The 26,453-nt window shown below is 70.9% G+C and carries 27 protein-coding genes; 16 read left to right on the forward strand and 11 right to left on the reverse strand.

Translation table 11 applies throughout. From position 1 onward, the window contains the following. Positions 1 to 32 precede the first annotated feature (32 nt). The 5 genes from OG302_RS39160 to OG302_RS39180 form a co-directional block, all read right to left on the reverse strand. The gene (locus OG302_RS39160; RefSeq protein WP_371749503.1) at positions 33 to 1,241 is read right to left on the reverse strand and encodes an LLM class flavin-dependent oxidoreductase; all 1,209 of its coding nucleotides are present in this window, start codon (positions 1,239 to 1,241) and stop codon (positions 33 to 35) included. Positions 1,242 to 1,243: 2 nt separating this feature from the next. After that, the gene (locus tag OG302_RS39165; protein ID WP_371749504.1) at positions 1,244 to 2,287 is read right to left on the reverse strand and encodes an ABC transporter substrate-binding protein; all 1,044 of its coding nucleotides are present in this window, start codon (positions 2,285 to 2,287) and stop codon (positions 1,244 to 1,246) included. A gap of 56 nt (positions 2,288 to 2,343) precedes the next feature. After that, on the reverse strand, positions 2,344 to 3,141 hold the full coding sequence (locus tag OG302_RS39170) for an ABC transporter ATP-binding protein (RefSeq protein ID WP_371749505.1): 798 nt from the start codon (positions 3,139 to 3,141) through the stop codon (positions 2,344 to 2,346). Continuing rightward, positions 3,114 to 4,055: an ABC transporter permease gene (locus OG302_RS39175; protein ID WP_371749506.1), complete on the reverse strand. Its 942-nt coding sequence runs from the start codon at positions 4,053 to 4,055 to the stop codon at positions 3,114 to 3,116. Before OG302_RS39175 ends, OG302_RS39170 begins: the two co-directional genes overlap by 28 nt. Before the next feature lie 120 nt (positions 4,056 to 4,175). Further along, positions 4,176 to 4,259, reverse strand: coding sequence for a putative leader peptide (locus OG302_RS39180; protein WP_349817350.1), 84 nt, complete (start codon positions 4,257 to 4,259; stop codon positions 4,176 to 4,178). 101 nt (positions 4,260 to 4,360) lie between these two features. On the opposite strand from OG302_RS39180, the gene OG302_RS39185 reads away from it, so the two are divergent. The 11 genes from OG302_RS39185 (at position 4,361) to OG302_RS39235 (ending at position 15,110) form a co-directional block, all read left to right on the forward strand. Continuing rightward, positions 4,361 to 4,783, forward strand: a complete 423-nt coding sequence (locus tag OG302_RS39185) for a secondary thiamine-phosphate synthase enzyme YjbQ (RefSeq protein WP_371749507.1) — start codon at positions 4,361 to 4,363, stop codon at positions 4,781 to 4,783. Positions 4,784 to 4,902: 119 nt separating this feature from the next. Continuing rightward, on the forward strand, positions 4,903 to 5,607 hold the full coding sequence (locus OG302_RS39190) for a FadR/GntR family transcriptional regulator (protein WP_371749508.1): 705 nt from the start codon (positions 4,903 to 4,905) through the stop codon (positions 5,605 to 5,607). Then, the gene (locus OG302_RS39195) at positions 5,604 to 7,004 is read left to right on the forward strand and encodes a hypothetical protein (RefSeq protein ID WP_371749509.1); all 1,401 of its coding nucleotides are present in this window, start codon (positions 5,604 to 5,606) and stop codon (positions 7,002 to 7,004) included. Before OG302_RS39190 ends, OG302_RS39195 begins: the two co-directional genes overlap by 4 nt. A gap of 61 nt (positions 7,005 to 7,065) precedes the next feature. Beyond that, a complete protein-coding gene (locus OG302_RS39200; RefSeq protein WP_371749510.1) occupies positions 7,066 to 8,916 on the forward strand; it encodes an FAD-dependent oxidoreductase in 1,851 nt (616 codons plus the stop codon). Between the two features lie 137 nt (positions 8,917 to 9,053). Next, the gene (locus OG302_RS39205) at positions 9,054 to 10,718 is read left to right on the forward strand and encodes an MFS transporter (RefSeq protein WP_371749511.1); all 1,665 of its coding nucleotides are present in this window, start codon (positions 9,054 to 9,056) and stop codon (positions 10,716 to 10,718) included. A 196-nt stretch (positions 10,719 to 10,914) separates the two neighbouring features. Further along, positions 10,915 to 11,400, forward strand: coding sequence for a MarR family winged helix-turn-helix transcriptional regulator (locus tag OG302_RS39210; RefSeq protein WP_371749512.1), 486 nt, complete (start codon positions 10,915 to 10,917; stop codon positions 11,398 to 11,400). Positions 11,401 to 11,592: 192 nt separating this feature from the next. After that, positions 11,593 to 12,603: an AvrD family protein gene (locus OG302_RS39215; protein WP_371749513.1), complete on the forward strand. Its 1,011-nt coding sequence runs from the start codon at positions 11,593 to 11,595 to the stop codon at positions 12,601 to 12,603. Positions 12,604 to 12,880: 277 nt separating this feature from the next. After that, complete coding sequence (locus OG302_RS39220) at positions 12,881 to 13,321, forward strand: hypothetical protein (protein WP_371749514.1); 441 nt, start codon at positions 12,881 to 12,883, stop codon at positions 13,319 to 13,321. Positions 13,322 to 13,325: 4 nt separating this feature from the next. Beyond that, positions 13,326 to 13,547: a hypothetical protein gene (locus OG302_RS39225; RefSeq protein WP_371749515.1), complete on the forward strand. Its 222-nt coding sequence runs from the start codon at positions 13,326 to 13,328 to the stop codon at positions 13,545 to 13,547. Continuing rightward, positions 13,547 to 14,251 carry a 3-oxoacyl-ACP reductase FabG gene (fabG, locus tag OG302_RS39230; RefSeq protein ID WP_371749516.1) on the forward strand — a complete coding sequence of 235 codons (705 nt, stop codon included), beginning with the start codon at positions 13,547 to 13,549 and terminating at the stop codon, positions 14,249 to 14,251. The genes OG302_RS39225 and fabG overlap by 1 nt, the downstream gene beginning before the upstream one ends. Positions 14,252 to 14,318: 67 nt before the next feature. Then, complete coding sequence (locus OG302_RS39235; RefSeq protein WP_371749517.1) at positions 14,319 to 15,110, forward strand: ATP-binding protein; 792 nt, start codon at positions 14,319 to 14,321, stop codon at positions 15,108 to 15,110. 3 nt (positions 15,111 to 15,113) lie between these two features. Here OG302_RS39235 and OG302_RS39240 read toward each other — a convergent pair whose 3' ends face one another. Beyond that, positions 15,114 to 17,561 (reverse strand): tetratricopeptide repeat protein, encoded by a 2,448-nt coding sequence (locus tag OG302_RS39240; protein WP_371749518.1) that lies wholly within the window; start codon positions 17,559 to 17,561, stop codon positions 15,114 to 15,116. Positions 17,562 to 17,789: 228 nt separating this feature from the next. Here OG302_RS39240 and OG302_RS39245 point away from each other — a divergent pair, with 228 nt between their 5' ends. Together OG302_RS39245 and OG302_RS39250 are read left to right on the forward strand one after the other, a co-directional pair. After that, the gene (locus OG302_RS39245) at positions 17,790 to 18,245 is read left to right on the forward strand and encodes a carboxymuconolactone decarboxylase family protein (RefSeq protein ID WP_371749519.1); all 456 of its coding nucleotides are present in this window, start codon (positions 17,790 to 17,792) and stop codon (positions 18,243 to 18,245) included. Positions 18,246 to 18,310: 65 nt separating this feature from the next. Next, positions 18,311 to 18,766, forward strand: a complete 456-nt coding sequence (locus OG302_RS39250; protein WP_371749520.1) for an iron chaperone — start codon at positions 18,311 to 18,313, stop codon at positions 18,764 to 18,766. A gap of 29 nt (positions 18,767 to 18,795) precedes the next feature. On the opposite strand, the gene OG302_RS39255 is transcribed toward OG302_RS39250, so the two are convergent. From OG302_RS39255 to OG302_RS39265, 3 genes are all read right to left on the reverse strand, one after another. After that, the gene (locus OG302_RS39255) at positions 18,796 to 19,824 is read right to left on the reverse strand and encodes a hypothetical protein (RefSeq protein ID WP_371749521.1); all 1,029 of its coding nucleotides are present in this window, start codon (positions 19,822 to 19,824) and stop codon (positions 18,796 to 18,798) included. Positions 19,825 to 19,964: 140 nt separating this feature from the next. Further along, positions 19,965 to 20,606 (reverse strand): NAD(P)-dependent oxidoreductase, encoded by a 642-nt coding sequence (locus tag OG302_RS39260; RefSeq protein ID WP_371749522.1) that lies wholly within the window; start codon positions 20,604 to 20,606, stop codon positions 19,965 to 19,967. Positions 20,607 to 20,638: 32 nt separating this feature from the next. Next, entirely contained in the window at positions 20,639 to 21,853 is a 1,215-nt protein-coding gene (locus OG302_RS39265; protein ID WP_371749523.1) for an MFS transporter, read from the reverse strand. 81 nt (positions 21,854 to 21,934) lie between these two features. Here OG302_RS39265 and OG302_RS39270 point away from each other — a divergent pair, with 81 nt between their 5' ends. The 3 genes from OG302_RS39270 (at position 21,935) to OG302_RS39280 (ending at position 25,268) form a co-directional block, all read left to right on the forward strand. Further along, on the forward strand, positions 21,935 to 22,816 hold the full coding sequence (locus OG302_RS39270; RefSeq protein ID WP_371749524.1) for a LysR family transcriptional regulator: 882 nt from the start codon (positions 21,935 to 21,937) through the stop codon (positions 22,814 to 22,816). Positions 22,817 to 22,908: 92 nt separating this feature from the next. Then, positions 22,909 to 23,463 (forward strand): PadR family transcriptional regulator, encoded by a 555-nt coding sequence (locus tag OG302_RS39275; RefSeq protein WP_371749525.1) that lies wholly within the window; start codon positions 22,909 to 22,911, stop codon positions 23,461 to 23,463. 77 nt (positions 23,464 to 23,540) lie between these two features. After that, positions 23,541 to 25,268: an acyl-CoA dehydrogenase family protein gene (locus tag OG302_RS39280; protein ID WP_371749526.1), complete on the forward strand. Its 1,728-nt coding sequence runs from the start codon at positions 23,541 to 23,543 to the stop codon at positions 25,266 to 25,268. Between the two features lie 48 nt (positions 25,269 to 25,316). On the opposite strand, the gene OG302_RS39285 is transcribed toward OG302_RS39280, so the two are convergent. Together OG302_RS39285 and OG302_RS39290 are read right to left on the reverse strand one after the other, a co-directional pair. After that, entirely contained in the window at positions 25,317 to 25,748 is a 432-nt protein-coding gene (locus OG302_RS39285; protein ID WP_371749527.1) for a VOC family protein, read from the reverse strand. Between the two features lie 78 nt (positions 25,749 to 25,826). Then, positions 25,827 to 26,240, reverse strand: a complete 414-nt coding sequence (locus tag OG302_RS39290; RefSeq protein ID WP_371749528.1) for a Fur family transcriptional regulator — start codon at positions 26,238 to 26,240, stop codon at positions 25,827 to 25,829. Positions 26,241 to 26,453 lie beyond the last annotated feature (213 nt).

Genomic DNA, 26,453 nt, shown 5'->3' on the forward strand with positions numbered 1-26,453 from the left:
TCTTCCCGCCTCGCCGCCCTGTGCCGTTCGGGTCAGCGCCCGCCCGCCACCAGGAGCGGGGCGCCGCCCGGAGCGGACGCCGGGCGGCCGTTCGCCGCGGGCACCCCGGCCAGCTGCGATGCCGGGATCCGGGGCAGCAGGCCGCGCGCCGCCAGATCCGGGATCACGCCCTCGCCGAACCAGTACGCCTCCTCCAGATGCGGATAGCCCGACAGGACGAAGTGCTCGACGCCCAGCGCGTGGTACTCCTCGATCCGGTCGGCGACGTCCGCGTGGCTGCCGACGAGCGCGGTGCCCGCGCCGCCCCGTACGAGACCGACGCCTGCCCACAGGTTCGGCGAGATCTCCAGGTCGTCGCGGGAACCGCCGTGCAGCGCGAGCATCCGCTGCTGGCCCACGGACTCGCTGCGGCCGAGCGCCTGCTGGGCGGCGGCGATGGTGTCCGGGTCGAGGTCGTCGAGCAGCCGGTGCGCGGTGGCCCAGGCCTCGGCGGCGGAATCACGCGAGATGGTGTGCAGCCGGATGCCGAACCGGACCGTGCGCCCCTGCTCCTCGGCGAGTCCGCGAATCCAGTCGATCTTCTGCTTGACCTGCTCCGGCGGCTCGCCCCACGTCAGATATACGTCCGTGTGGCGCGCCGCGACCGGCCCGGCCGCGGCTGACGAACCACCGAAGAAGATCTCCGGCAGCGGGTCCGGCGGCAGCGCGGTCAGACCGCCCTCCACGTCGTAGTGCTCGCCGCGGAAGTCGAAGGGCTTACCGCCCCAAACCCCTCGTACGACCGACAGGAACTCATCCGTACGCTCGTAGCGGCGGTCGTGGTCGAGATGGTCGCCGAAGCGCCGCTGCTCGGTCGAGTCGCCGCCCGTCACGACGTTCAGGAGCAGGCGCCCGCGCGTGATGCGCTGATACGTGGCCGCCATCTGCGCGGCCAGGACGGGGGAGATGACGCCGGGCCGGAACGCCACCAGGAACTTCAGCCGCTCGGTGTGCTGGGCCAGCGCGACCGTCGTCAGCCAGGCGTCCTCGCACCAGGTGCCGGTCGGGGTCAGCACCGCTTCGAAGCCCAACTGCTCGGCGGCCTTGGCGATCTGGATCAGGTAGTCGATGTCGGGCGCCCGCACCCCGCTGACCGGAGTGACCCGGGAGCGCGAGATGCCGCCGTCGGTGTAGGCGTGCCGGTCCACGAGGGTGCGGCCGTCGCCGCCGGTCGGCAGGAACCAGTTGAGGTGGACGGTCATCGTCAGGACTCCTTGCGGTACGTGCGGGGCTTGCTGGTCGAGGGCGGCAGGTCGCCGTTGAAGCGGGTGTCGACGAAGTCGGCGAAGTCGACGCGGCGCGGAATGAGCTTCTGGTCGGTGAAGGTGTCCGCGATCGCCTGCTCGGACGTGATCACCTTCTTGTCCACGGCCACCGGGACCCGTGTGCCGTTGCTGCGCTTGACGGCGGCGAGTGCGGCCTCGTAGGGCAGGCCGGTGTCCTTCGCCCAGACCTTCGCCCACGCCTCCGGGTGCTCGAAGACCCAGTCCTGGGCCCTGCGCAGCCGCTTGAGGTAGTCGGCGACCGCCGCGGACTTCTTCTTGTCCTTGAGCGCGGCCGGCGCCGCCACCTGGAAGGAGAGGCCGTTCACCAGGCCGTCTCCGTCCGTCAGGACACGGCCCTTCTTGCTCTCAAGGACCTGTGAGGTGTACGGGTCCCAGACGGCCCAGGCGTCCACCTTGCCGCTGGTGAACGCGGCCAGCGCGTCGGCCGGCTGCAGATACTTGACCTTGACGTCCTTGAGGCTGAGCCCTGCCTCCTTGAGGGACGCGATGAGCTGGTAGTTCGCCGACGAACCCTGGGCCACGGCGACGGACTTGCCCTTGAGGTCCTCCGTCTTCTTCAGGGGCGAGCCGTCCTGGACGAGGATCGCCTCGCCCGACGCGGTGCCGTGGTACGCGGCCACCACGGAGATCTTCGAGTTGGCTCCGGCGGCGAAGACGGGCGGCGTGTTGCCGACGGCGCCGATGTCCACGGCCTTGGCGTTCACGGCCTCCAGGAGAGGAGGCCCGGAGGTGAAGGTGGACCAGCGGATCTTGTACTTCAGGTCGTCGAGTTCCCCGGCCGCGCGCAGCACGGCCTCCGAACCGCCCTTCTGGTCACCGACGTTGAGCGTGAGCGACCCATGGCCGTCGGTGCCGCCTCCCGAGCCGGCGGACGAGGTGCTCGCGGAGGAGGCGCCCGAGCAGGCGGCGAGCAGCAGGGCCAGGGGGAGGAGCAGGGCGGGGGCGGCGAGGTGCCGTCGCATGGTGAGTCCGTTCGGTCTGTTCGTGCTGTTCACAGGGGAGTTGGCAGGTGGGAGGTTCACGCCGCGGCGGCTTCCGCGGGGTCGGGCGCGTCGACGCCCAGGCGCTGCAACAGCTCGGCACGCAGCTCGCCGAAGCGCGGATCGGAGATGCCGCGCGGCCGGTCGAGGTCGATCTCCGTCTCGTACGCGATGACCCCGTCGTCCATGACGAGCACCCGGTCGGCGAGGAGCACGGCCTCCTCGACGTCGTGCGTGACGAGCAGGACGGCGCAGCCGCGCCGCTGCCACAGTTCGTCCACGAGACGCTGGGCCTTGATGCGGGTGAGCGCGTCGAGCGCGCCGAACGGCTCGTCGAGCAGCAGCAGATCGGGCTCGCGCACCAGGGCGCGGGCCAGCGAGGCGCGCTGGGCCTCGCCGCCGGAGAGCGTCTTGGGCCAGGCGTTCGTACGGTGCTTGAGGCCGACCTCTTCCAACGCCCGCTCGGCGACCGCGCGTTCGGGCTTGCCCTGCAGCCCGAGCAGGACGTTGCGCCACACGCGCTTCCACGGCATGAGCCGGGGTGCCTGGAACGCGACGGCCTTGCGGCGCGGCACCAGGACCGTGCCCTCGATGTCCCGGTCGAGGCCGGCGAGGATACGCAGCAGGGTCGACTTGCCGCAGCCGCTGCGCCCGAGCAGCGCCACGAACTCGCCCGGCCGCACGTCGAGGTCGAGGTGGTCGATGACGGCACGCCCGTCGAAGGAGCGGGTCAGCCCCGCGACCCGTACGGCCGATGTGGCCTGTGGTGCCTGTCCCGTGGGTGCGGTGGCCGTGGGGTCGGTCGGGGTCACCGGCCGGTGAACGTCGGTCGCCATTGCAGCAGCAGCCTTTCGAGGGTGCGGACGATGAAGTCGGCGATGAGACCGAGGAAGGCGTAGACGATCAGGCAGACGACGATCACGTCGGTCCGCAGGAAGTCACGCGCCTGGACCATCAGGAAGCCGATCCCGGAGTCCGCGTTGATCTGTTCGGCGAAGACGAGGGCGAGCCAGGCGATGCCCAGGGAGTACCGCAGGCCGGTCATCGCGCTCGGCAGCGCGCCCGGCAGGATGACGTGCCGCACGAGCCCCCACCGCGAGAGCCCGAGGGACTCGCCGGCCTCGATGAGCTGCGAGTCGACCCCGCGGATTCCCGCGTACACGTTCAGATAGAGCGGGAAGGAGACGCCCAGCGTGATGATGGCGACCTTGGGCGCCTCGCCGATGCCGAACCAGATGATGAACAGCGGGATGAGCCCGACGAAGGGCACGGTGCGCAGCATCTGCACGCTGGCGTCGACGAGATCCTCGCCGACCCGGAAGAGTCCGGAGACGAGTGCGAGCGCGGTCCCGACGACCGTGCCGAGCAGCAGCCCCACCGCGACCCGCTGCAGGGAGACCCCCATGGCGGAGGCCAGCGATCCGTCACCGAGGAGATCACGGGCGACGCCGGCGATGGTCCCCGGCGAGGCGAGTACGTCCGGGGTCAACACCCCTGTGGAGCTGAGGAGTTGCCACAGGGCGAGCAGTCCGAGGGGGCCGGAGGTGCGGCGCAGCCAGCGGGGGACGCGGGTGCGGCGGGTGGATGACGGGACGAGGGGGACGAGTTCGGGCGCGGTCGGCCGGGCGTCTTCGGCGCCTTTGGTGCCAGCGAGGTCTCTGGCGTCCCCGTCGTCCCGGGCGGGATCGTCGGACTTGGATATTCCCGAAATGTCGGATGCGGAATCCGGCGGGGCATGGCTGATGCTCATGGGTGCTCCACGGCAGGAGGGAGGGATGCCCGAAGGGCCTACGCGCGGGACGGCGAAATCAACCGCGCGACGGCAGCGGGGCAGAGAAGTGCGAAAGGAGAGAAGCGCGCTGAGGAGACGTCAGCAGCCGCGACGACACGCAGCAGAAGCCACCCGCAGCAGGTCGATGTGACCGCGCGTGGTGAGCAGAGCTGAACGCAACATGCCGCTGAACGTAGCCAGATCGTCTGCGTACGGTCAATGCCGTCTCGAAAGGCGGACGCCGCATATCAGAGAATGGGAGCGACCTGAGAGAGGATGGGCCCATGTCCGATGCTTTCACCACACGTGTCCTGAACGTCACCACCGGCTCGACCGAGCGGGTCTTCGACCTCACCGACGACATCCAGAACTTCCTGGGCGAGGCGGCGGCAGGCCGCGACGGCCTGCTCAACGTCTTCGTCCCCCATGCGACCGCCGGTGTCGCGATCCTGGAGACGGGGGCGGGCAGCGACAACGACCTGCTGGCCGCGCTGCACATCCTGCTCCCGGCCGACGACCGCTGGCAGCACCGCCACGGCAGCCCCGGCCACGGCCGTGACCACGTCCTGCCGGCGCTGGTGCCGCCGCACGCCACGCTGCCGGTGCTGGGGGGCCGCCTAGAGCTGGGGACGTGGCAGTCGGTGTGCCTGGTGGACACCAACAAGGACAATCCGCGGCGGGAGGTCCGTCTGTCGTTCCTGGGGTGATGGTGTCCGGGCGGCCTCGCCGCCCGGAGCTGCCCCGGCTCTTGACCCGGTGACACGCCTGCTGGTTGAGTGGGTGATCCACTGATCCACTCAACCAATGAGCCACCAAAGGGGCCGACGTGGAGACACTGCCGCGCGAAAGCATCGTCGACGTCCTGGAGGGCCGGTTGCGAGAGGACATCCTCAGCGGCCGCCATAAGGCGGGCACTTACCTCCCGTCGGAGCGCGAGCTGGCCGGGGGCTACGGCGTCACCCGCAACACCCTCAAGCACGCCTTCGGCCGGCTGATCCAGGCGGGACTCCTGGAGACCAGGCACGGGGTGGGAACCCGGGTGCGCGACTACGCACGCCTCGGCGGCGCCGACCTGCTGCCGATGCTGGTGCGCCACAGCCCCGACTGGATGAGCGAGGTCTTCGAGGTCCGGCGCAGCATCGGCGCCCTGATCGCCGCGCGGGCCGCGGCGAAGGCGAGCACCTCCCAGGTCGGCGAGCTGCGCGAACTCCTTGCCGCCGTGGCGGAGGCCCAGGACGGCGACGCCGCGCAACTGGCCGACGTGGAAGTGCACCGGGCCCTGGCGCGGGCCACCGGCAACCGGGTCTACGCCCTGCTGACCAACACGCTCTTCAACGCGTATCTGCCGATGCGGGCCGCACTCGTGGAACCGTTCGCCGACCCGAAGGCCGCGTACGAGCGACTGCGGCCGGTGGTCGATGCGGTCGCCGCGCACGATGCGGAGGCAGCGCATGCGGCGGCCGACGCGTATCTGACGGCAACCGAGCGGATCATGCTCGAAGGGCTCGGGGCGCACGGGGGCGGCAAGTGAGCGGCAGGGGAGCGGTCTTCGCGGAGGCGATGTCCGGCCACGTACGGCTGAAGGGCGAGAACCGGGACCGTGCGGTCCGCCTCGATCTGCGGGCCGACGCGGACCGGGGGATGCACCCCCTGCGCACGACCGGGGCACGACTCACCGGCCGGGTGCGCATAGCCGGGCGGGTCGACGACCGGGACTCCCAGGGCGAGTTGGAGATATCCCCCGTGGCCCGCCGCCGGATCCGCTACCGGCTCACCTTCACGGGGGAGGGGCGCCGGATCGAACTCGACGGATGGAAGTCGGTGTCGGCACGCCGCCCGCTGAGCTCGATGACCGTACTGCCGTTCGTGTTGTACGAGGACGGGGCGCGGGTCGGCGAGGGCACCCTGCGGTTCCGCGTGGCCACAAGCCTGGTGCCGTTCCTGGCGAGCTTCCGGTTTCCCCGCCGGGAGGACACCGCCGGACTCTCCGCGCCCCGCTGGAAGGGCGAACCGGGCCGGACCGAGGTCTGGTACTCGACGCTGACCGACCCGGACACCGGGACCGGCGTGTGGCTGCACCATGAACTCACCGCTCCGCACGACGGATCCCCGCCTTTCGCGCACGGCTGGGCGGCCGTGTTCCCCAAGGACGGCCCGGTGGAACACGTGCGCTTCGGGCCCGAGCCGTGGACCCGCCCCTCGGCCGGATTCGCCGCGCGGGGGATCGTGGCGGGCCCCGAGCGGCTGAGCGGATCGGCCGGCGCCTTCCACTGGGAGCTGACCGAGCACCCCACAGGTGAGCCGCTCTACACCTTTCCGCGCTGGTCGTGGCGTCGGGCGCTGCTGCCCGCCAGCCAGATCCTGCCCGCGGTCACGGCCACGTACGACGGTCATCTCACCTATGGAGAGCGGACATTGACGCTCCGAGGTGCGCCGGGGGCCTCCGCCCGGATCTACGGGCACGGCCATGCCCGCCGGTGGGCCTGGCTGCACGCCGACCTCGGTGGCGGGGACGCACTGGAGATCGTCGCCGCCGTGTCCATGCGGCCGGGCCTGCGCCGCCTTCCGCCGCTGGTCTTCCTGCGCCTGCGCACGGCGGGGCGGACCTGGCCCCGGCGTGCCGAGCGGACCGCGCTCGGGTGGGCGGGCGCCGGGCGCTTCACGGCACGGATCGGGCTGCCCGTCTGGACGGTGAACGGCCGTGCCGGGCTGCGCCGGATCCGCGTCCAGGTCACCCAGCCCGCCGAGCGCACCCTGTCCCTGGACTACACCGACCCGGACGGAGCGCCTTCCGTGTGCCGCAACAGCGAGGCGGCGGACGCGGTGGTGCTCGTCGAGCGGTGGTGGGGGCAGTGGCGGACGGAGGCCCGCTGGGAGCTGGACGGAACGGCGCATGCCGAGGTCGGGCAGCGCCCGGCAGCCCGCTGAACCGGCGGCCCACGGGCCCCCTTGTGTATCCGCCGATCCGGATCCCCGAAAGGACTTCCCTGTGCCGAGCTCAACCGCCCTGACCGGTCTGGTCGCCGCACTGCTCGGCGACGACGGCACCACGCCATGGACCAGGGGCGTACCCAGGCGACTCGAATCAGTACTGGCCACCATGCCCGCCCCCGCCCGCGCGGGCGTCCGTGTCGCCGCCACCGCCGTGGACGGCTACGCACTCGCCCGCACCGGGCGCCGCATCGGCGCGCTCGGTGCGGGCGAGCGCGAGTCCGTCATCACCTCGCTCGCCGCCCGCCCGGCCCTGCTTCCCCTGCTCGACGTGCTCAAGGTCCCGGTGCTGCTCGCGGCCGGGACCGAGCGGATACTGGAACAGGGCGTACGCTCCCTGCCGTTCGCCGCGCCGGACGATCCGCCGCTGGACTGCACTCCGGCCCACCACTGGCCCGCCCGGTCCACGGCCGACGCGGTGGTCATCGGCTCCGGAGCCGGCGGCGCCATGGCCGCACGCACCCTGGCACGGGCCGGACTGAGCGTGGTGGTGCTCGAAGAGGGAGAGCACCACTCGACGGCGTCGTTCGGGCGCCGGGCACCGCTTGACCGGTTCGGGGAGCTGTACCGGGACGGCGGCGCGAGCGTGGCCCTGGGACAACCTCCGCTGGTCCTGCCGGTGGGACGGGCCGTGGGCGGCACGACGGTGGTCAACTCCGGTACCTGCTACCGCACGCCGGAGCATGTCCTTGAGCACTGGCGCACCCACTTCGGCTTCGGTCTCGCCGATCGCTTCGGTCCCTGCCTGGACGAGGTCGAACGCACCCTGCGCGTGGCCACCCAGCCGCTCGATGTCCTGGGCAACAACGGTCGCCTCGCCCTGGCCGGTGCCGAGCGGCTCGGCTGGCGGGCGAGCCCGCTGCGCCGTAACGCCCCCGGCTGCAGAGGCTCATGTCAGTGCGTGGTGGGTTGCCCGACGGGTGCCAAGCAGAGCGTGCAGCTGTCGGTGCTGCCTGACGCATGCGCGGCCGGGGCGCGCATCGTCACCGGTGCGCGGGTGCTGCGGATCCTCACGGACCCGGACCGGCCCGGCAGTGTGCCGCATGCCGCCGGGGTGCGCGTCCGGCGCCCCGACGGCACCGAGCTGGAGATCCTGAGCTCCTGCGTGGTGGTCGCCGCGGGCGCCCTGCAGTCACCCCAGTTGCTGCGCAGGTCCGGGCTCGGCCGCCATCCCCGGCTCGGCCGCAACCTCTCCGTACACCCGGCCACCAGCGTGGCCGGGCGGTTCACCCAGGAGGTCACCGCCTGGGAAGGCGTGCTGCAGAGTGCCGGTGTGGAGGAGCTGCACTCTGCGGGCATCCTCATCGAGGCGACCGCCACACCGCCGGGCATGGGCAGCTTCGTGCTGCCCGGAGTGGGGCGGGAGTTGCGGGGGGAACTGGAGTTCGCGGGACATCTCGCGACGCTGGGCGCCATAATCGCCGACCGGCCGTCGGGGCGCGTCCTGGGCAGTGGCCGCACCCTGCTCCGCTACGACCTGGACCACCGCGACGCGGGCCGCCTCATGACCGCCGTACGGGCCATGGGCCGACTCCTTTTCGCGGCCGGTGCCGAGGAGGTGCTGACCGGCATCCCGACGGCGCCGCGCGCCCGCTCGCTGGCCCAACTCGACGCCCTGCTGGCGGGGGTGAGTGCCCGTCAGCTGCACCTGTCGGCGTTTCATCCCTCCGGAACCGTGGCCGCGGGCGGCGACCCGCAGCGTGCGCCCGCCGACCCGCAGGGCCGGCTGCGCGGAGTCCACGGCGTACTGATCGCCGACGGGTCACTCCTCCCGGGCTGCCCCGAAGTCAATCCGCAACTGTCCATCATGGCCGGGGCATTGGCGGTCACCGAGGCGCACGTCCGGTGAATTCCGGCCGGATCGCGTTCGGATCATGGCCGAGACATGGGCGGTCCGTTGACAGGTCTCCGGGGCCTTCGTAGATTCTCAAATCGTTGGAAACATCGATGATTTGAGAAATAGATCATTCCGATCTCGGGGGAGCGATGTCCGGACGAACGACGACGGCAGGCGGGCGAGGGTGGACCCTGGCCGTGGTGTGTGTGGCCACGTTCATGCTGCTGCTCGACCTGACCGTGGTGAATGTGGCGCTGCCCGACATCAGGGACGCCTTCGACGCGAGTTTCACCTCGCTGCAGTGGGTGCTCGACGCGTATGCCCTGGGTCTCGCCGCCGTTCTGCTGACAGCGGGATCGCTGGCCGACCGCCTGGGGCGCAAGCGGGTCTTCAACGTCGGCTTCGTCGTGTTCCTGGTGGCTTCGCTCGCCTGTGGCCTCGCGAACGACGCCGCTGTCCTGTCCGTGGCCCGGGGGATCCAAGGACTCGGGGGAGCGGTCCTGTTCGCCGTCGGGCCCGCGCTGATCGGGCAGGAGTACCAGGGCAAGGACCGGGGCAAGGCCTTCGGCGTCTTCGGCGGCGTGGTCGGTCTGTCCATCGCCTTCGGGCCGCTCATCGGGGGCGCGCTCACCGACGGGCTGAGCTGGCGCTGGATCTTCCTGGTGAACGTTCCGGTCGGGCTGCTCGCCATGGCCGTGAGCACCCTGCGGATGCGCGAGTCCCGTGCGGAGTCGGCCCCCGCCGTGGACTGGTGGGGAATGGTGCTCTTCACCGGCGCGCTGACCCTGCTCGTCCTCGGGCTGCTGCGCGGCGAGTCCGAGGGCTGGGGCAGCGCGCCCATCGTCGGCATGTTCGTGGCCTCCGTGCTGCTCCTCGGCGTGTTCGGTGTCGTGGAGAGGCAGCGAGGCGAACGGACCATGTTCCAGCTGTCGTTGTTCAGGAACCGGACGTTCAACGGGGTGTCGGTGGTGACGCTGCTGTGCGCCGCCGCGACCATGTCCGCGATCTTCCTCCTGGTGTCGTACGTGCAGAACGTGCTGGCGTACTCGCCGTGGGAGACCGGCCTGCGCTTCCTTCCGCTGACCGGGACGCTGTTCGTCGCGGCCGCGATCTCGGGATCACTGACCACCCGGGTGCCGCAGCGGCTCCTGATGGGAACGTCCCTCGCGCTCATCGCGATCGGGCTCGCCCTGGTCGCGCTCACCGGCCCGGACACTTCCTGGACCGCGCTGCTGCCGAGCATGTTCGGGATCGGCCTGGGCATGGGGCTGTTCAATCCGCCGCGCGCCTCGCTGTCCATCGCCGTCGTGGAACCGTCCAAGGCGGGCATGGCATCGGGGATCAACGAGACGTTCCAGCAGGTGGGTGTCGCCATCGGCATCGCGGGATTCGGTGCGGCCTTCCAGGGCAGGGTGAGCGACCTCTTCGCGCGGTCCGGCGCGGGGCGGCAACTGGGGTCGTCAGCCCATGAGTTCGGAGACGCCGTGGCGGCGGGCGGTGGTGCGGAAGCCGCCGGCCGTGCCCCCTCGGGGATGGGCCCGGCACTGGAAGCGGCGGCCCGCGCCGCCTTCGTGGACGGACTGACGGACGTGATGCTCGTGTGCGCGGCCGTCGCCGCCGTCGGCGCGGTCGTGGGATTCGTCTTCATCCGTACGCGCGACCTGCACGAGAGCGCACGGGGCGACACCGCGGACACCGTGGACGCAGAGACCCGGGGTGTGCTGAACAGCACTGGCGGACAAGGGCACTTGGACGACGAGAGTGCCGGTGCGCCGGTCGTGGCACAGTCCGTTCATGCCGGGGGAGATGGGTAACCCGGTCGGATACGGCCGGGCTACCCGCCCCGATCGGACGCGGCACCCTGAGTGGCACCGGCCTTGGAGGCCGGTGCCACCGCCAGTACCCTTGACGTGATCGACGATCGGCGCGGGGGATGTTCGGCTTCACCGAGAAACACCCCCTGGTCCGGTCGCTTCACCGAGATCTCAGCAGCAAAGGGGAACGGCCCGGATGACAGAGGCGACGCCCGTCCCGGCGCAACCCGCCGCACTCGACTTCCCCCTCGTCCGCAGGACCGGCTATCTGCTGAACAAGGCCGGATCGATCCTGATGGAGGACGCGGAGCGGGTGCTCATGGCGCAGGGCATGCGCCTGCGCTATTTCTACGTACTCGCCGCGCTGGAAAGTGACCTGAGCCTGTCCCAGCAGGATCTGAGCAGACTCCTCCACCTCGACCCGACCACCATGGTGGCGCTGATCGACGAGATGGAGCGGGCCGGACATGTGGAGCGGCGGCGCAACCCGTCGGACCGCAGGCGCTACATCCTGAGTCTCACCGACGGCGGCCGCGAGGCACTCGAACGCGCCGGGCACGCCGTCGACGCCGTGGAGCGGGACTTCCTCTCCGCCGTTCCCGTCGAGGACCGTGACCGGCTGCGGGCACTGCTCGGTGATCTGCTCGCCGACCGCTGGCCGCGTGTGATCGCCTGCGAGTGACGACGCCGGTTGAATTTCGGAATTGATCCGGTGCAACTGGAATTAAAGAATCCCTATTTGAGCTTTACTTTGGGTCGATCTGTGCAGGCCGTCACAGATTCCCTTGACTAATTGCTTTCCCCTTGATGTGCCGGATAGTGTTTTTTCTGTCCGGGCCGCGTGGCTCGCGACACGGGGGAAGGTGAACGGGGAATGGGAAACAAGGAATTATTATACGGATCTCTGGATAGCTGCCTCGGTCCTGGCAGTTCACGCTTTTTCGGAAGCGGGTACAAGCGCGTCACGCAAGGCCTCAGGGACATCACCACCGACGGTTCCGCCGCACCGGGTGCGCTCGTCACCGCGCGCGGCACACTCACCTATCCACGCGACTGGTCCCGCAAGTCGGGTGCCGACGAGCTGCGGCCGCACCTCAGCAGCATCGACGCGCTGGTGCTTGCCGCGAACCTGGCGGAGACGCACCTCGGCCGGGCCTTCGGACTCGGCGCCGCCGAGCGGCGCAGGATCTGGCTCCGCAGCGCCGACGTACGGGCCGGCAGCACGCCGCACGAAGACCTCGCGGACTTTCCGGTGCACGGCAGACTGATCTCCGTCGACGGCCCGACGGGCGAACACGGCACGCTGGCCAGTACGTTCGCCTGCAGGGTCGGGGGCCTGAAAGTGCGCTGTACGCTCGTGCACGAACAGGTCGGCGGGGCGGCGTCACCGGCGACGTACGCCGACGAGAAGCAGGCACTCGGGCCGGCCCGGGCCCGCCACTACGGCGTGGGCTACAAGCAGCGCGAACAGTCCGCCGAGCAAGTCCGCGTCGACCTCGACCGGCAAGAAGTCCGCGGGCTGCAGCGCGTCGTGGCCACGGACGAGGACGCGCTCACCTGCGGAGCGGAAGCGGCGTACGGACCCTCGGTCTCCCTGGTAGACGCGCTCGTGGGCGTGGCCCAGCTGGCCCAGATCCTGCTCTACGCACAGGACGGGCTGTCCCGCGGAAACACCGACACGCTCTGGATGCGGCGCTTCGTCATCAGCGCGGGCACGCCGGTGCGCCCCCTGGGGCACAGCTTCACGCCGACCGTGCGCACCGCGAATTCCCGGCTCCTCTCCATGGGTGACGCCCGCTGGCGCACCGCGGAACTGGCGGTCGAGGATTTCGCGGGGATCGACGGCCGCTGCTGGCTGGCGCACCGGCTGCCCGCCGCCGCGTAGCGAACGCCGTACCAATTCCTGCCGAGTTTCTCGCGGTCTCATATGTATTCCAAGGCGAGAATTGCATGCAAGGGACAGGCAGGAAACAGGCAAGGAACATGCAAGAGACACACGGGGGAAATAGATCATGCGCTTTACGCCCACGCTCCGATTAGGCGACGTGCTCGTCGTACTCGAAGGGCCGGCTCGCATGCTCTGGAAAGAGCACACGTCCGGTTCCGAAACGAGGCACTGGACACCGACGGGACTATGGCCGGACGAACAACAGCGTGCCGAGGTGCGCGAGCATCTGGACGGGGAAAGGCCGCTGCTCGTCCTGCTCGACGAGGCCCGCTGCCGCGTACCGATGCTGCGCGAGGAGTGGCAGGCCGCGCCCTGCCGGCTGCTGCGCGACCAGGCGGGCGCAGGCACCGAACAGCCCGCGGACGACGAGGTCGTCGAGATCGGTCTGCCATTCCTCGACTGGCTGCCGGAGGCACACAGGGAGCGCGCCGCGCGCTTCCTCGCGGAGAGCGACGCGGAACTGGCCCATACGCCGATGGCGTTCCTGCCGCCGCTGCTGACCGAGGAACGGCGGGACGGCACGCCGCTGAGCCCGCGCTTCGCCCGGCGGCTGCTGCCGAACGCACTGACGGCTGACCGCCTCGCGACGGCCGTGGAGCATCTGTTCGCCGACGCTCCGCACCCCTGCGCGGCGGCGACCGGCTCGGCGAGGTGATCCGATGAACCGGATACGGCCCGCCGACCACGCGCCGCCGCTCGCCGCGGAGACCGGGCAGCCGCACACGGACCCCGCGGGCGGCTGCGATCCCTTCCCCAGCCTGGGGCAGATCGGCCTCCTGATCATCGCGACAGCCACCCAGAACCTGGCGCTCACCGGTCGACCGACGGCGCGGGGCCGCGATCGGCAGACTCAAGGCGCCACCGCCCCGAGGAGTCAGTGATGGGACGTTCGGTCATGGTCACCGGCGGCAACCGCGGCATCGGACTCGCCGTGGCGACCGCCCTGGCGGCGGACGGCGACCGTGTCGCCGTCACCCACCGGGCCACCGCACCACCCGATGGACTGCTCGGCGTACGCGCCGAGATGACGGACTCCCGCAGCATCGACGAAGCCTTCGGGAAAGCAGAGGCCGCTCACGGCCCGGTCGAGGTGCTCGTGGTCAACGCGGGCATCACCAGGGACACCTTGATCCTGCGCATGGACGAGCAGGACTTCACGGACGTCGTCGACGTGAACCTGCACGGCGCCTTCCGTACCGTGCGACGTGCTGTGCGCGGCATGGTGCGGGCGCGCTGGGGCCGGATCGTGCTGATCTCCTCCATGACCTTCGCGTACGGAGCGCCCGGCCAGGTCAACTACGCGGCCGCCAAGGCCGGAATGCTCGGCATGGCCCGCTCCCTCGCCTGGGAGCTCGGTCCCCGGAACATCACGATCAACATCGTCGCGCCGGGCCTGATCGACACGGACATGAGCCGTGAGATCACCGATCAGCGACGCGAACACCTGCTGTCCATCACTCCGCTCGGCCGCGTCGGAGAAACGGACGACGTCGCCGCCGCCGTGCGGTTCCTCGCCGGCGAATCGGGCCGCTTCATCACCGGAGCGGTCCTGCCGGTCAGCGGAGGCCTCGGCCTGGGCGGCTGACCACATCACCGATCACCCCACACCCGGCCCCGGCCGGGCCACCCACGACGGGAAGAGAGCACACCCCATGGGGAACACAAGCGCCCCTACACCACACCGCGGTCTGCACCTGGCGATCTCCGGTACGTACTCCAGCGGCAAGAGCACCACGACCGAGACGCTGTCGATGGCGACGGGCGTCCCCCGCACGCACGCGATGACGGCCCGGGAGATCCTCAGGGACCTCGTCCCTGGCAAGCAGGTCGAGGAACTCAGCGCGATGGAACTGACGATGCTCGGCTTACGCCGCCTAGAGGAGCGGATCCATCACGAGGCGGGCGAGGGGTCGTTCATCTCGGACGGCTCCGTGATCCACGAGTGGATCTACGGCGAGGCACGCATGCGGGTCGGCATCAACCCCGGGGCGAACGTGCTCCAGCGAGCGGTGAAGAACGTCGCCGGGCTCCCGGTGAAGCGGTTCTACCGCCAGTACATGGACGCCTACGGCGCGGTCACCAAGGCCCGCGCCAAGCGGATCTACGACGCCTATGTGCACCTGCCGGTCGAATTCGAGATGAAGGCCGACGGTCACCGGCCGGTCTCCGAGAAGTTCCGGAAGATGTCCGACGACCTGCTGATCGAGACCCTGGACGAGCTGGAGATCCCGTACCACGTGGTGGGCGGCAGCGTCCGTGAACGCGTGGAGCGGATCGTCGATATCTTCGGCCTGCCCCTGGTGATGCCGCTCGACGAAGCGATCGAACGGGCCGGCGCGAAGGTGCGCGAGGCCGCCGAGACCCTGGAACAGGACGCACGCTTCCACCAGGCCCAGCGGGAGAAGTCCCTGCGGCGGCGCGTCTCGTACGCGGTGCGCTTCTGAACGTCACGCGGTGAGTTCCCGCAGGACGGCCCGGCCCGCCGCGCGGTGTTCGGCGGCCGTGGCCGGGTCCGCCGCGTCTAGGACGATCGCGATGCCCTCGTGGGCCAGGGCCTGCTCGGTGCGGTACCCCAGGCGCGGGGCGATCTCCAGAGCTTGGCGGTGCAGGCGAAGGGCCTCGTCGGGCAGGCCCGCGAGGCGGCACGTCTCGGCGTAGCCGTTGAGGAAGTGGATCTTCCAGTGCTCCTCGAAGAGCTCGTCGAGCAGCGCGAACGCCTTGCGGTGGCTGGCCAGAGCCTCTTCGTAGCGGCCCATGCGCCGGAGGGCGACACCCAGACAGTTGAGGCACCACGCCTCGTTGTGGAGGTGCCCGTCCTCGCGGGCGAGCGCCAACGCCTGATGCAGGTGGTCCGCCGCCTCGTCGGGCTCCTCGTCGGCGATGGCCACGCCGAGGGTGATCCGAGCCGTCAGCGTGGGCGGCGACGCGGGGTCGGTGTGGGGGATGTCCAGGACCTCCCGGGCCCGCTGCGCCGCCTCCTCGCGGTGTCCGAGCTGCAGCATCGCCCAGGCCTCCGCCGCGGCGGCACTGGCCGTGCCCGACGGGCAGCCGGCCCGCTCGTACAACTTCCCGGCCAGCCTGAAGAGTTCGAGCGGCTCCTCGACGTACCCCTCGTCCCACTTGAGGTAGCCGCGCCGCAGGGTCAGTTCGGCCTCCGATCCCAGGTCGCCCGCCTGGGACAAGCGTGGCTGCGCCGCCTCGTACGAGGCGGCGGCCTCCGCCATGCGGCCCGCGTTGTAGCGCGCGAAGCCCAGATCGCTGTGGGCGTCGGCCAGTTGGAGAGGATCGCCCAGGCGCTCGGCGGCGGCCAGCGACCGTTCGAACAGGACGTTGAGGTGCGTCGTGCCGCAGCGCCGCGCGAAGTACGACCGCAGGAAGCGCGGCAGCTCGCACACGTGCGCGTCGGCCCCGACGGCGGCCGCCGTCTCGAAGGCGGCCACCATGTTCTCGTACTCCGCGACGAGCCAGGAGAACGCCGCGTTCTTGTCCGCGAACCGCGGCAGCGCGGCCGGTGGCCGTCCCGCGGAGGGCGGTCGGCCGGGCGACAGGAACGGCATCGCCGCGTCGGCGGCAGCCGCCGCGTGCACGTAGTAGTCGAGGAAGCGGCCGAGTGCGCGCTGCCGTTCGGCCGGTGAGTCCTGCTCCTCGCCCGCCCGGCGCGCGTGCTGGTGCACCAGGTCGTGCAGGCGGTAGCGGCCCGCCGTCGACTCCTGTACGAGGTGCGCGTCGACCAGGTCCTCCAGCGTCGACCGCGCGGCGTTCAGCGGCACGTCCGCCAGGGACGCCGCCAGGTACTCGTCGAAGGAACCCCCGGGCAGCAGACCGAGCAGCCGGAACAGCCGCGCCTGTGACCGGTCCAACTGCCGTACGGACATGGCGAACGCGGTGTCGAACTCGCTCGCCCCCTCCGCCATCCGCTCGACGAGGATGCCCACGGTCCAGCCGGGCCGGTGCCGCAGCCGGGCCGCGGCGAGACGCAGGGCCAGCGGCAGATGACCGCACAACCGCAGCACCTCGGCGGCGGCATCCGGGTCGCGGGCGAGGCGGCCCTCGGGGCCATTCGGTTCGCCGCTCGCGCGGGCCAGCAGCTCCGCGCTCTCCTGCGGGCTCAGCACGTCGAGCGACACCGGCGGCACCTCGTCCAGACCGAGGAGCCTGTTCCGGCTGGTGATCAGGGCGACGGACGGGCCGGCGCCCGGCAGCAAGGGGCGGACCTGGTCGGCATCGGCGGCATTGTCGATCACCACGACGACCTTCCGGTCGGCCAGCTCCGACCGCCAGCAGGCGGCCAGTTGCTCGACACCCTCCCGCGGCACCTTCTCGGAGGGGACGTCGAGCGCGCCGAGCAGCATCCGCAGCGCCGAGTCGGGGTCGAGCGGCTCCCGGCCCTCGGTGAACCCGTGCAGGTCCACGTAGAGCTGGGCGTCCGGGAAGTCGGCGGCAAGCCGGTGAGCGGCGTGCATCGCCAGACAGGTCTTGCCGACACCCGCCATGCCGTCGATCGCGACCACCCGGTGGCTCTCCACCGCGCCGAGCACGGCCGCGAGCTGGGCCTCGCGTCCGGTGAAGTCGGGCACGTCGCGCGGGAGGTCGTTGCGGGGCCTCGGCCTGCCCTGGCGGCTGGACTTCGGGGGCGCGGGGAGCGGGCTGGAGCACCGTTCCCACAGGGGACGCAGGGGGCGGGGGTCGCGCTTGACGAGGCGACAGAGCGCGATCACCGCGGGCCAGGGCGGCACGGTTTGGCCGCCGAGGTAGCGCGAAAGGGACGAGGAGCTCAGGCCCGCGTCCCGCGCGAGGGCCCGTACGCCGAGTCCGGACAGTTCCTGGATCAGGCGCAGCCGCGCCGCCAGCTCGTTCTGCGGGTCCGTCGTCCCTGTGCGGTGTGGCTCGTCCACCAGATACCCCCCGTGTCCCGTGTCGCCGGAAATCTACCGGGCCATGTCGTCGCTGCTCAAGGCTGTTTCAGCTGTCCCACGGTGTCCCACCGCCGTGGTCGTGGCGAGCGGATCCGGCTGATATGGAGTCACGCCCCGAGGGAACGGGGGCCGACCAAGCAAGACCAAGGAACACCAAGGCAGCCCCCGGAAGGAACCGGGAGCCCCCGAAATAAGGAGCACACCGAGATGCAGTCCCGTATGCAGAACCCCGCAGTCGTCCTGTCCGACGCCATGCCGGCCATCCAGAACCTCTTCAAGGCCGTGCACTCCGGCGGGGTGGAAGGGCAGACCCTGGAGCTGGTGCACCTGCGGGTCAGCCAGATCAACGGGTGCAGCGCCTGCGTCGACGGCGGCGTGAAGTCGTCCCGCAAGGCGGGCGTCAGCGACGAGCGGCTCGCCACGGTCGCCGCCTGGCGCGAGACCCCGTACTTCACCGAGCCCGAGCGGGCGGCCCTGGAACTCGCCGAGGCCGCGACGCGCCTCGCCGACCGCGCCGACGCGGTGAACGACGAGGTGTGGGACGCCGCCGCCACCCACTTCGACGAGAAGCAGCTGGCCGCGATCGTCCTCATGATCGGTGTCACCAACCTGTTCAACCGACTCAACGCCACGACCCGCCAGATCGCCGGTGCGTGGGGCTGACCTCCCGTCGCACGCCGCTTCCCCTGCCTCTCCCGAGCCACATCACACATGTGAGGAACCCCGCCATGACGACCACGCAGAAGCCCGCGAAGTTCGACGGATTCACGGACGAGGAGCGAGGCGCGATGAAGGCGCGCGCCCAGGAGCTCAAGGCGTCCGCGCGCCGCGGATCACGTGCCGAGAAGGCGGCGGCGGAGGAGACGGCCGTGCTCGCGAAGATCGCCGAGATGCGGGAGGCGGACCGCGTCATGGCCGAGCGGATCCACGCCGTGATCAAGGAGAACGTGCCGGAGCTGTCCCCGAAGCTCTGGTACGGGATGCCTTCGTACGCCAGGGACGGCAAGGTCGTCTGCTTCTTCCAGAGTGCGGAGAAGTTCGGTGCGAGGTACGCGACGTTCGGCTTCAGCGACAAGGCGAACCTCGACGAGGGCACCATGTGGGCGGCTTCGTACGCCCTGAAGGAGCTGACCCCCGAGGGCGAGGCGAGGATCGCGGAGCTGGTGAAGAAGGCGGTGAACTGAGGGGAGGCCCACGGGGGTTGTGGGGGGCCTCAGTGGCCGGGTCGGCGTGTCCTTCGCTGGAACGCGGCCCGGCCCTCGCCGTGCGTCTCGGCCGCGATGAGCCACAGGCTGCGCAGGCTGTCCACCAGGACCTGAGCGGGCCGGGAGCCGCGGGGATACACCTGGCGGGCGCTGACCCACTCCACGAGCATGCCGCCCGCGAGGCGGGCCGTCGCGGCCGACTCGATGTCGTAGTGGCGGCGCCGGCCCTCGGTTGCCATGAACCACATGGCGTCAAGCGATTCGCTCACCTGCTCGCGCAGGCCGGTCAGGTCGTCGTCCGGGACGGAGAGCAGTGTCGCGAGCCGTTCCTCCCCGCAAGTCTCCCGGCGTTCCGCCCGCTGCTGCCCGTGGCACAGGGCGGCCAGCAGCCAGGCGGCGCGGGAGCGTTCGGGCGCGGCGTCGAAGGCCATCGCGCTGCGCAGGTCCGCCATGAAGACGGCGTCGTGAGTGGGCAGTGCGGGCGCGTTGAGCCAGATCAGTACACCGCGGACCCGTTCGTCGAGTTCCGCGCGCGTGGCCGTGGCGAGGTCACGCCGCCGCTTCAGGTTCGCCCTCATCTGCCGTACGGCGTACCGGTGCCGGGCCATGTCCAGCTCGGCGGCGACCTCCGCCCAGTTGTACTCGGGCGGGTCCGCCTCGCGGTGCTGCGCCGGAACGCTGTCCAGGACAGTCTGCTCCTCGTCCCGCTGCTGGAGGTAGGACCCGAAGTAGGTCCTGGCCAGCGCGACCCGTACGGGAGGAGCCGGTACGGGGACGCCGTTGAAGAACGCGAGCAGCACCAAGTCGTCGACCGTACGGCAGCGCTTGGCACATTCCAGCAGACCCATCACGAGGGCAGCGGTCTCCAGGGGATAGACCCGGGCGCTGCCGATCCGGATCAGCGTGTCCGGTCCTGGCCGGGGGATGAGTCCGGCGGCCCGCCACCGCTCCAGCCGGGCCGCGCTCAGCTCCAGCCCCGAGGCGGCCGCGACGCGGATCAAGTGACGGTCGGCCGCGTTGGGTGTGTTCCTCACCATGGCCGTCACGTTACGGATGCCGGCCGCGCGTTCCGTGCGGGCGAGCGCGGGGAGGGCTACTCGATGGAGCACCCCTCATCGCCGCCAAACGCATCCGACCCACTGCGACAGCCCGCCGTACCGCCACAGCCCCTCAGGACTCAGTACGCAGCCGTGAACCGGGCGCGGTGGTGTTTGGGGCGTTCGGCCTCGTCGAGGAGGGCCACCGCGAAGTCCTCCATCGAGAGCGCGGAGACACCGTCGGCGTCGACGATCAGTTCGTCGGTGCCCAGCCGGAAGCGTCCGGTGCGCACGCCCGGTTCGAGGAGGGCGGGCGGGCTGGCGTAGGCCCAGTCGACGTCGTGCCCGGTGGTGCGGCAGGCGTCGAGCTGTTCGTTGCAGGCCAGCGCGATGGGGCGCAGGGACGGCGGGAAATCGGGGGCGTCGACCACCATCGTGCCGCCGGTGCCGGGGACGGTGAGACCTGCGGCGCCGCCGACGAGCAGGAGCCGTACGCCGGTTCCGTGCAGCCCGGAGAGCAACGCCCGGGTGACAGCGGCCAGTTCGGGCTCGCGGCCGGGGGCGGGGCGAGTTGCGGAGACCACCAGGTCCTGTCCCGCGGCCAGTGCCGTGACGGTGCGCGGGTCGGCGGCGTCGCCGGTGCGGATCGCGGTGACGGAGGGCAGTCCGGCCGCGCGGGCCGGGTCCCTGACGACCGCGGTGACCTCGTGCCCGCGGTGCACGGCCTCGGCGACGACGCGGCGGCCGACGTTGCCCGCGGCTCCGAAGACGGTGATGTTCATGGGGGTGCTCCTCAAGTAGGTTGAACGGCAGGTCATGTGGAGGGGCGGGTGTGGTCCCAGGCCCATACGGCGACGGCTCCGGCGGCCAGCGCGGCGCCCAGGGCGCAGGTGCCGGGCCAGCCGGCGGCCGCCCAGACGACGGAGGCGAGCGCGGACCCGAGGGCGCCGCCGAGGAAAAGGCTCGTCGCGAACGCCGAGTTGATGCGGTTGCGGGCCTCGGCGTTGAGCGCGAACAGGATGGTCTGGCTGCTGTTGAGCACCGCCTGCTGGCCGATGTTCAGGGCGACGACACCGACCGCGAGCCAGACCAGGGAACGCTCTCCCGCCAGCAGGATCAGCCAGCCGGTGAGCAGCAGGGCGGTCGCGCCGCCGGTCACCAGCTGGACATGGCCGCTGTCGCTGAGGCGTGCCGCGAGGGTCATCGACAGGATGCCCACGGCGCCGACCAGGCCGAACCCGCCGATCGCGGGAGCGGACCAGTGGAAGGGCGCCCCGGCCAACAGGAAGGTGAGCGCGGTGAGCTGGACGCTGTAGGAAGCGAAGGAGAGGGCGCCCAGCAGGGCCCGGCGGCGCAGCACGCTCTCCTCGCGCAGCAAGGACAGGGTGGAGCGAAGCAGGGCGGGGTAGCGCAGGTCGGCGGTGACCGCGAGGTAGGGCAGGCGGCGGTGGAGGACGACGGCGGCGCCCGTCATGAGGGCGGCGAGCACCCAGTACGCGGTGCGCCAGCCGCCCAGTTCGGACAGTCCGCCCGCGGCGGTGCGGGCCAGCAGCCCGCCGAGCAGGACGCCCGACATGACGGTGGCGACGGCACGGCCCCGGGTCGTGGCGGAGGCGAGAGCGGCGGCGTGGGCGACGACGACCTGGGCGCCGACCGAGGTGAGGGCCGCGAGGACGGTGCCCGCGAGGAGGACCGGGCCGCTGGGGGCGAGGGCCGAGACGCCGAGGAAGCCTGCGGTGGCCAGGAAGAGGGTCACCGCGAGGCGGCGCCGGTCGATGACGTCGCCGAGTGGGACGAGCAGCAGAAGACCGAGCGCGTACCCCGCCTGTGAGGCGGTGACGACGAGTCCCGCGAGGACGCTGCCGAGGCGGAGGTCGTGGGAGATGAGGTCGAGCAGCGGCTGGGCGATGTAGTTGCCCGCGGCGGACAGACCGGTGGCGACGGCCATGAGGAGCAGCAGGCCGCGGCGCGGGCCGTCGTGCTCCGCCGGCTCCGCGGCGCCGGAGTGGTGAAGTCCCGTCTGTGTCATGGCAGTCAGCCTGCGGCGGACCTGACTGATGAGTCCAACACATCCTTGTCATGCGAACGATCGCGCAGCACGATGGATGGCATGGAGTTGCAGCAGTTGCGCTATGTCGTCGCCGTCGCCGAGACGGGCGGGTTCACCCGGGCCGCCGAGCGGTGTCTGGTGGTGCAGTCCGCGCTCAGCCATCAGATCGGGAAGCTGGAGAAGGAGCTCGGGGCGCGGCTGTTCGAGCGGACGAGCCGACGGGTGGCGCTCACGGCGGCGGGTGAGGCGTTTCTGCCCGCGGCGCGGCAGGCGTTGGAGGCGTCGGAACGGGCGCGGGCCGAGGTGGCGGCGGCCACCGGGGAGATCCGGGGGCGCCTGGCCATCGGGGCGATCTCGACGGTGACGGCGGTCGACGTGCCGGGCCTGATGCGGGCCTACCACGCCACGTATCCGCAGGTCACGATGCGACTCATCGACGGCATGAGCGAGGCCCTGGTGCGCGGGGTGCGCGAGGGGTCCCTCGATCTGGCGTTCCTGGGGGTGCCGCCCTCCTTCCGTACGGACGACCCCGCTCTGGACAGCCGCACGCTCGTGGTCGACCGCCATGTGGCGGTGGTCGCCCCCGACCATCCGCTGTCGGCCGAGGCGACCGGCGACCCGCTGCCACTTGAGCGGTTCGCGGACGAGGTGTTCGTGGACTTCCCCGCGGGCATCGCGGCGCGGGCGCAGACCGACGAGGCGTTCCAGGCCGCGGGGCTGCGGCGCGACGTGGCGTTCGAGGCCAAGGGGCTCGACTTCTTCGCCGACCTGGTGCGCGGTGGTCTCGGCATCGCGCTGCTTCCCTCACGCCTCGTGCCGCGGCTTCCCCGCCTGACGGTGGTGCCGGTCAAGGGCGGGCCGGTCCGCGAGGAGCGGCTGGTGTGGAGCCGGACGCGGAACTCACCGGCGGCGGCCGCGTTCCTGGAGTCGATGCCGGACTGAGCGGATGCCGGACGGTGAAAGCGGTGGTGAGCCGTGTCTCACCAGGGCGGCGCGACTTGTTTATGCAACGAGTTGCATAGCAGGATCGGGGCATGGCGCTAGAGCACGCGATCCTCGTCTCGCTCCTTGAGAAGCCGGGCTCGGGCTACGAGCTCGCCCGGCGGTTCGAGCGGTCCATCGGCTACTTCTGGACCGCCACCCACCAGCAGATCTACCGCGTCCTCAAGCGCATGGAGAGCGACGGCCTGATCGACGTCCGCGAGGTGCCGCAGCAGGCGCGGCCGGACAAGAGGGAGTACTCCGTCGCCGCCCTCGGGCGGTCCGCGCTCTCCCGGTGGCTGCACGAACCGATCGAACCCGAGAGCGTGCGACACGAGCTCGCCGTGAAGATCCGCGGCGCCGCCTTCGACGATCCGGCCGCACTGATCCGCGAGGTCGAGCGGCACCGCCAGGCGCACACCGACCGGCTCGCCCGCTATCTCGCGGGGGAGTCGCGTGACTTCACCGGACCCGACGCGCCCACGCCCGACGCCGGACAGGAGCTCCAGCACGTCGTGCTGCGCGGCGGCATCGCGTACGAACGGATGACGCTCGCCTGGCTCGACGACGTACTCGCCACCCTCCACCGGCTCGCCCGCAAGGACTGACCCGGACCGGCGCCGGATCCCGCACCACCATCCCGCCCCACCACCCCTCACCTCCCGAACCGGAAAGGCGAACACCCATGGCCGACCCGCTGCTGTTCAACCCGCGCACCTACGACCCCAAGCACTTCGACCCCGAGACCCGCAGGCTGCTGCGCGCGACCGTCGACTGGTTCGAGGCCCGCGGCAAGCGCCGGCTGATCGAGGACTACCGCGACCGCGCCTGGCTGGCGGACTTCCTGGAGTTCTCCGCCAAGGAGGGGCTGTTCGCGACCTTCCTCACCCCGGAGTCCGCCGCCGACGGCAAGCAGGACGCACGCTGGGACACCGCCCGGATCGCCGCCCTGAACGAGATCTTCGGCTTCTACGGACTCGACTACTGGTACGCGTGGCAGGTCACCATCCTCGGCCTCGGCCCGGTCTGGCAGAGCGAGAACCCCGTCGCCCGTCAGCGCGCGGCCGAACTCCTCGCCCAGGGCGAGGTGTTCGCCTTCGGCCTGTCCGAGAAGACCCACGGCGCCGACATCTACAGCACCGACATGCTCCTCGAACCGGACAGTGACGGCTCGGGCGGCTTCCGTGCCAGCGGCTCCAAGTACTACATCGGCAACGGCAACGCGGCCGGACTCGTCTCCGTCTTCGGCCGCCGCACCGACGTCGAGGGCCCCGAAGGCTACGTCTTCTTCGCCGCCGACAGCCGCCACGAGGCGTACCACCTGGTCAAGAACGTCGTCGACTCCTCCAAGTACGTCAGCGAGTTCCGCCTCGAGAACTACCCGGTCGGCCCCGACGACATCCTGCACACCGGCCGTGCCGCCTTCGACGCCGCCCTCAACACCGTCAACGTCGGCAAGTTCAACCTCTGCACCGCCTCGATCGGCATCTGCGAGCACGCGATGTACGAGGCTGTCACCCACGCCACGGGACGCATCCTCTACGGCCGCCCCGTCACCGCCTTCCCGCACGTGCGCCGCGAACTGACCGACGCGTACGTCCGCCTCGTCGGGATGAAGCTGTTCAGCGACCGTGCCGTCGACTACTTCCGCTCCGCGGGCCCCGACGACCGCCGTTACCTCCTCTTCAACCCCATGACGAAGATGAAGGTGACCACGGAGGGCGAGAAGGTCATCGACCTGATGTGGGACGTCATCGCGGCCAAGGGCTTCGAGAAGGACAACTACTTCGCGCAGGCGGCCGTCGAGATCCGAGGCCTGCCCAAGCTGGAGGGCACGGTCCACGTCAACCTCGCGCTGATCCTCAAGTTCATGGGCAACCACCTCCTGAACCCGGCCGAGTACGAGCCCGTGCCGACCCGCCTGGACGCGGCCGACGACGACTTCCTCTTCCGGCAGGGACCGGCCCGTGGCCTGGGTGCCATCCGCTTCCACGACTGGCGCACCGCCTACGACGCGTACGCCGACGTGCCCAACGTCGCCCGCTTCCGTGAGCAGGCCGACGCCCTCTGCACGTTCGTCACCACCGCCGCCCCTGATGAGGAGCAGAGCCGCGACCTCGACCTCCTCCTCGCCGTCGGCCAGCTCTTCGCGCTGGTCGTGCACGGCCAGCTCATCCTGGAACAGGCACGCCTGACCGGCCTCGACGCGGACGTGCTCGACGAGCTGTTCGCCGTCCTCGTACGCGACTTCTCCGCGCACGCCGTCGAACTGCACGGCAAGGACTCCGCCACCGAGGAGCAGCAGAGCTGGGCCCTTGGCGCGGTACGCCGCCCGGTCGTCGACGACGCGCGCTCGGCACGGGTGTGGGAGCGCGTGGAGGCGCTGGCCGGGGAGTACGAGATGGCGCCGTAACCACCGGGCCGGCAGCTCCGTCACCTCGGGGGTGACGGAGCTGCCGGGTCAGGCGGCGAAGACCTGGGAGTCGTCGGCGAACGCCTTGAACTCCAGGGCGTTGCCCGCCGGGTCGAGGAGGAACATCGTCCACTGCTCGCCCTTCTCGCCCTCGAAACGGACGTACGGCTCGATGACGAAGTCGATGCCTGCCGTACGGAGCCGGTCGGCGAGCTTCTGGAACTCCGGGACCGGCAGGATCAGGCCGAAGTGCGGGACCGGTACCTCGTGGCCGTCGACGGGGTTGTGAATGTGCGGGGCCCGCTTCGGGGAGAGGTGGGTGACGAACTGGTGGCCGTGCAGGTTCCAGTCCACCCAGGTGTCCGCGCTGCGGCCCTCGTCCAGACCGAGCACCTTGCCGTAGAAGAGACGGGCCGCGGCGAGGTCGTCGACGGGCACGGCCAGGTGGAACCGGGGGAGGGGCGAATCGGGAGCGGTCATGGCACTGCCTCCTGTGGCGTGGCCCGAGCGGACCTCAGGAATCGGGGTCTCCCGTGGGGTGCGGAGCGGAGCGCTGCCTCACGCGCGAGCGCAGTCCGGGCACACCCCTCGGTACGTCACCTCGGCCTCGGACACGGTGAATCCGAAACGCTCGGAGACCGGCAGCGCGTCCAGCGGGTCGCCGCCGGGACGCACGTCACGTATGGCGCCGCAGCCCGAGCACACCAAATGCTGGTGGGGCTGGTGGGCGTTAGGGTCGTACCGCTTCGCGCGGCCGGTGGACACCTCGATCACCTCACCCAGGGAGACCAGCTCACCGAGGGTGTTGTAGACCGTGGCACGGGAGATCTCCGGCAGCCGGTCGGTGGCCCGCGCGAGCACCTCGTCCGCGGTCAGGTGGACGTGTTCACCGTCGAGTACCTCGGCGACCACCCGGCGCTGAGCGGTCATTCGCCACCCACGTCCGCGGAGCCGCCCCAGCAGATCGCTCATGCGTACCAGCCTAACTGTGCATCGTCTGACGACTGAATTCGTACGGACCCGTCTGTCGTATTGACTTGGACTTGGTCCATCGTAGGATCAGTTCCGGCCGACGGCCAAGGGACAGGGCAACAGCAGGGAACAGCACGTGACTTCAGGAGACGGGTCCGTTCGCCCCGGCATCCGGTACCCCGTTCGCGGAGAACCAGTCCGGCGAGCAGGCGG

The sequence above is a fragment of the Streptomyces sp. NBC_01283 genome (assembly GCF_041435335.1).
Classification (GTDB): Bacteria; Actinomycetota; Actinomycetes; order Streptomycetales; family Streptomycetaceae; genus Streptomyces.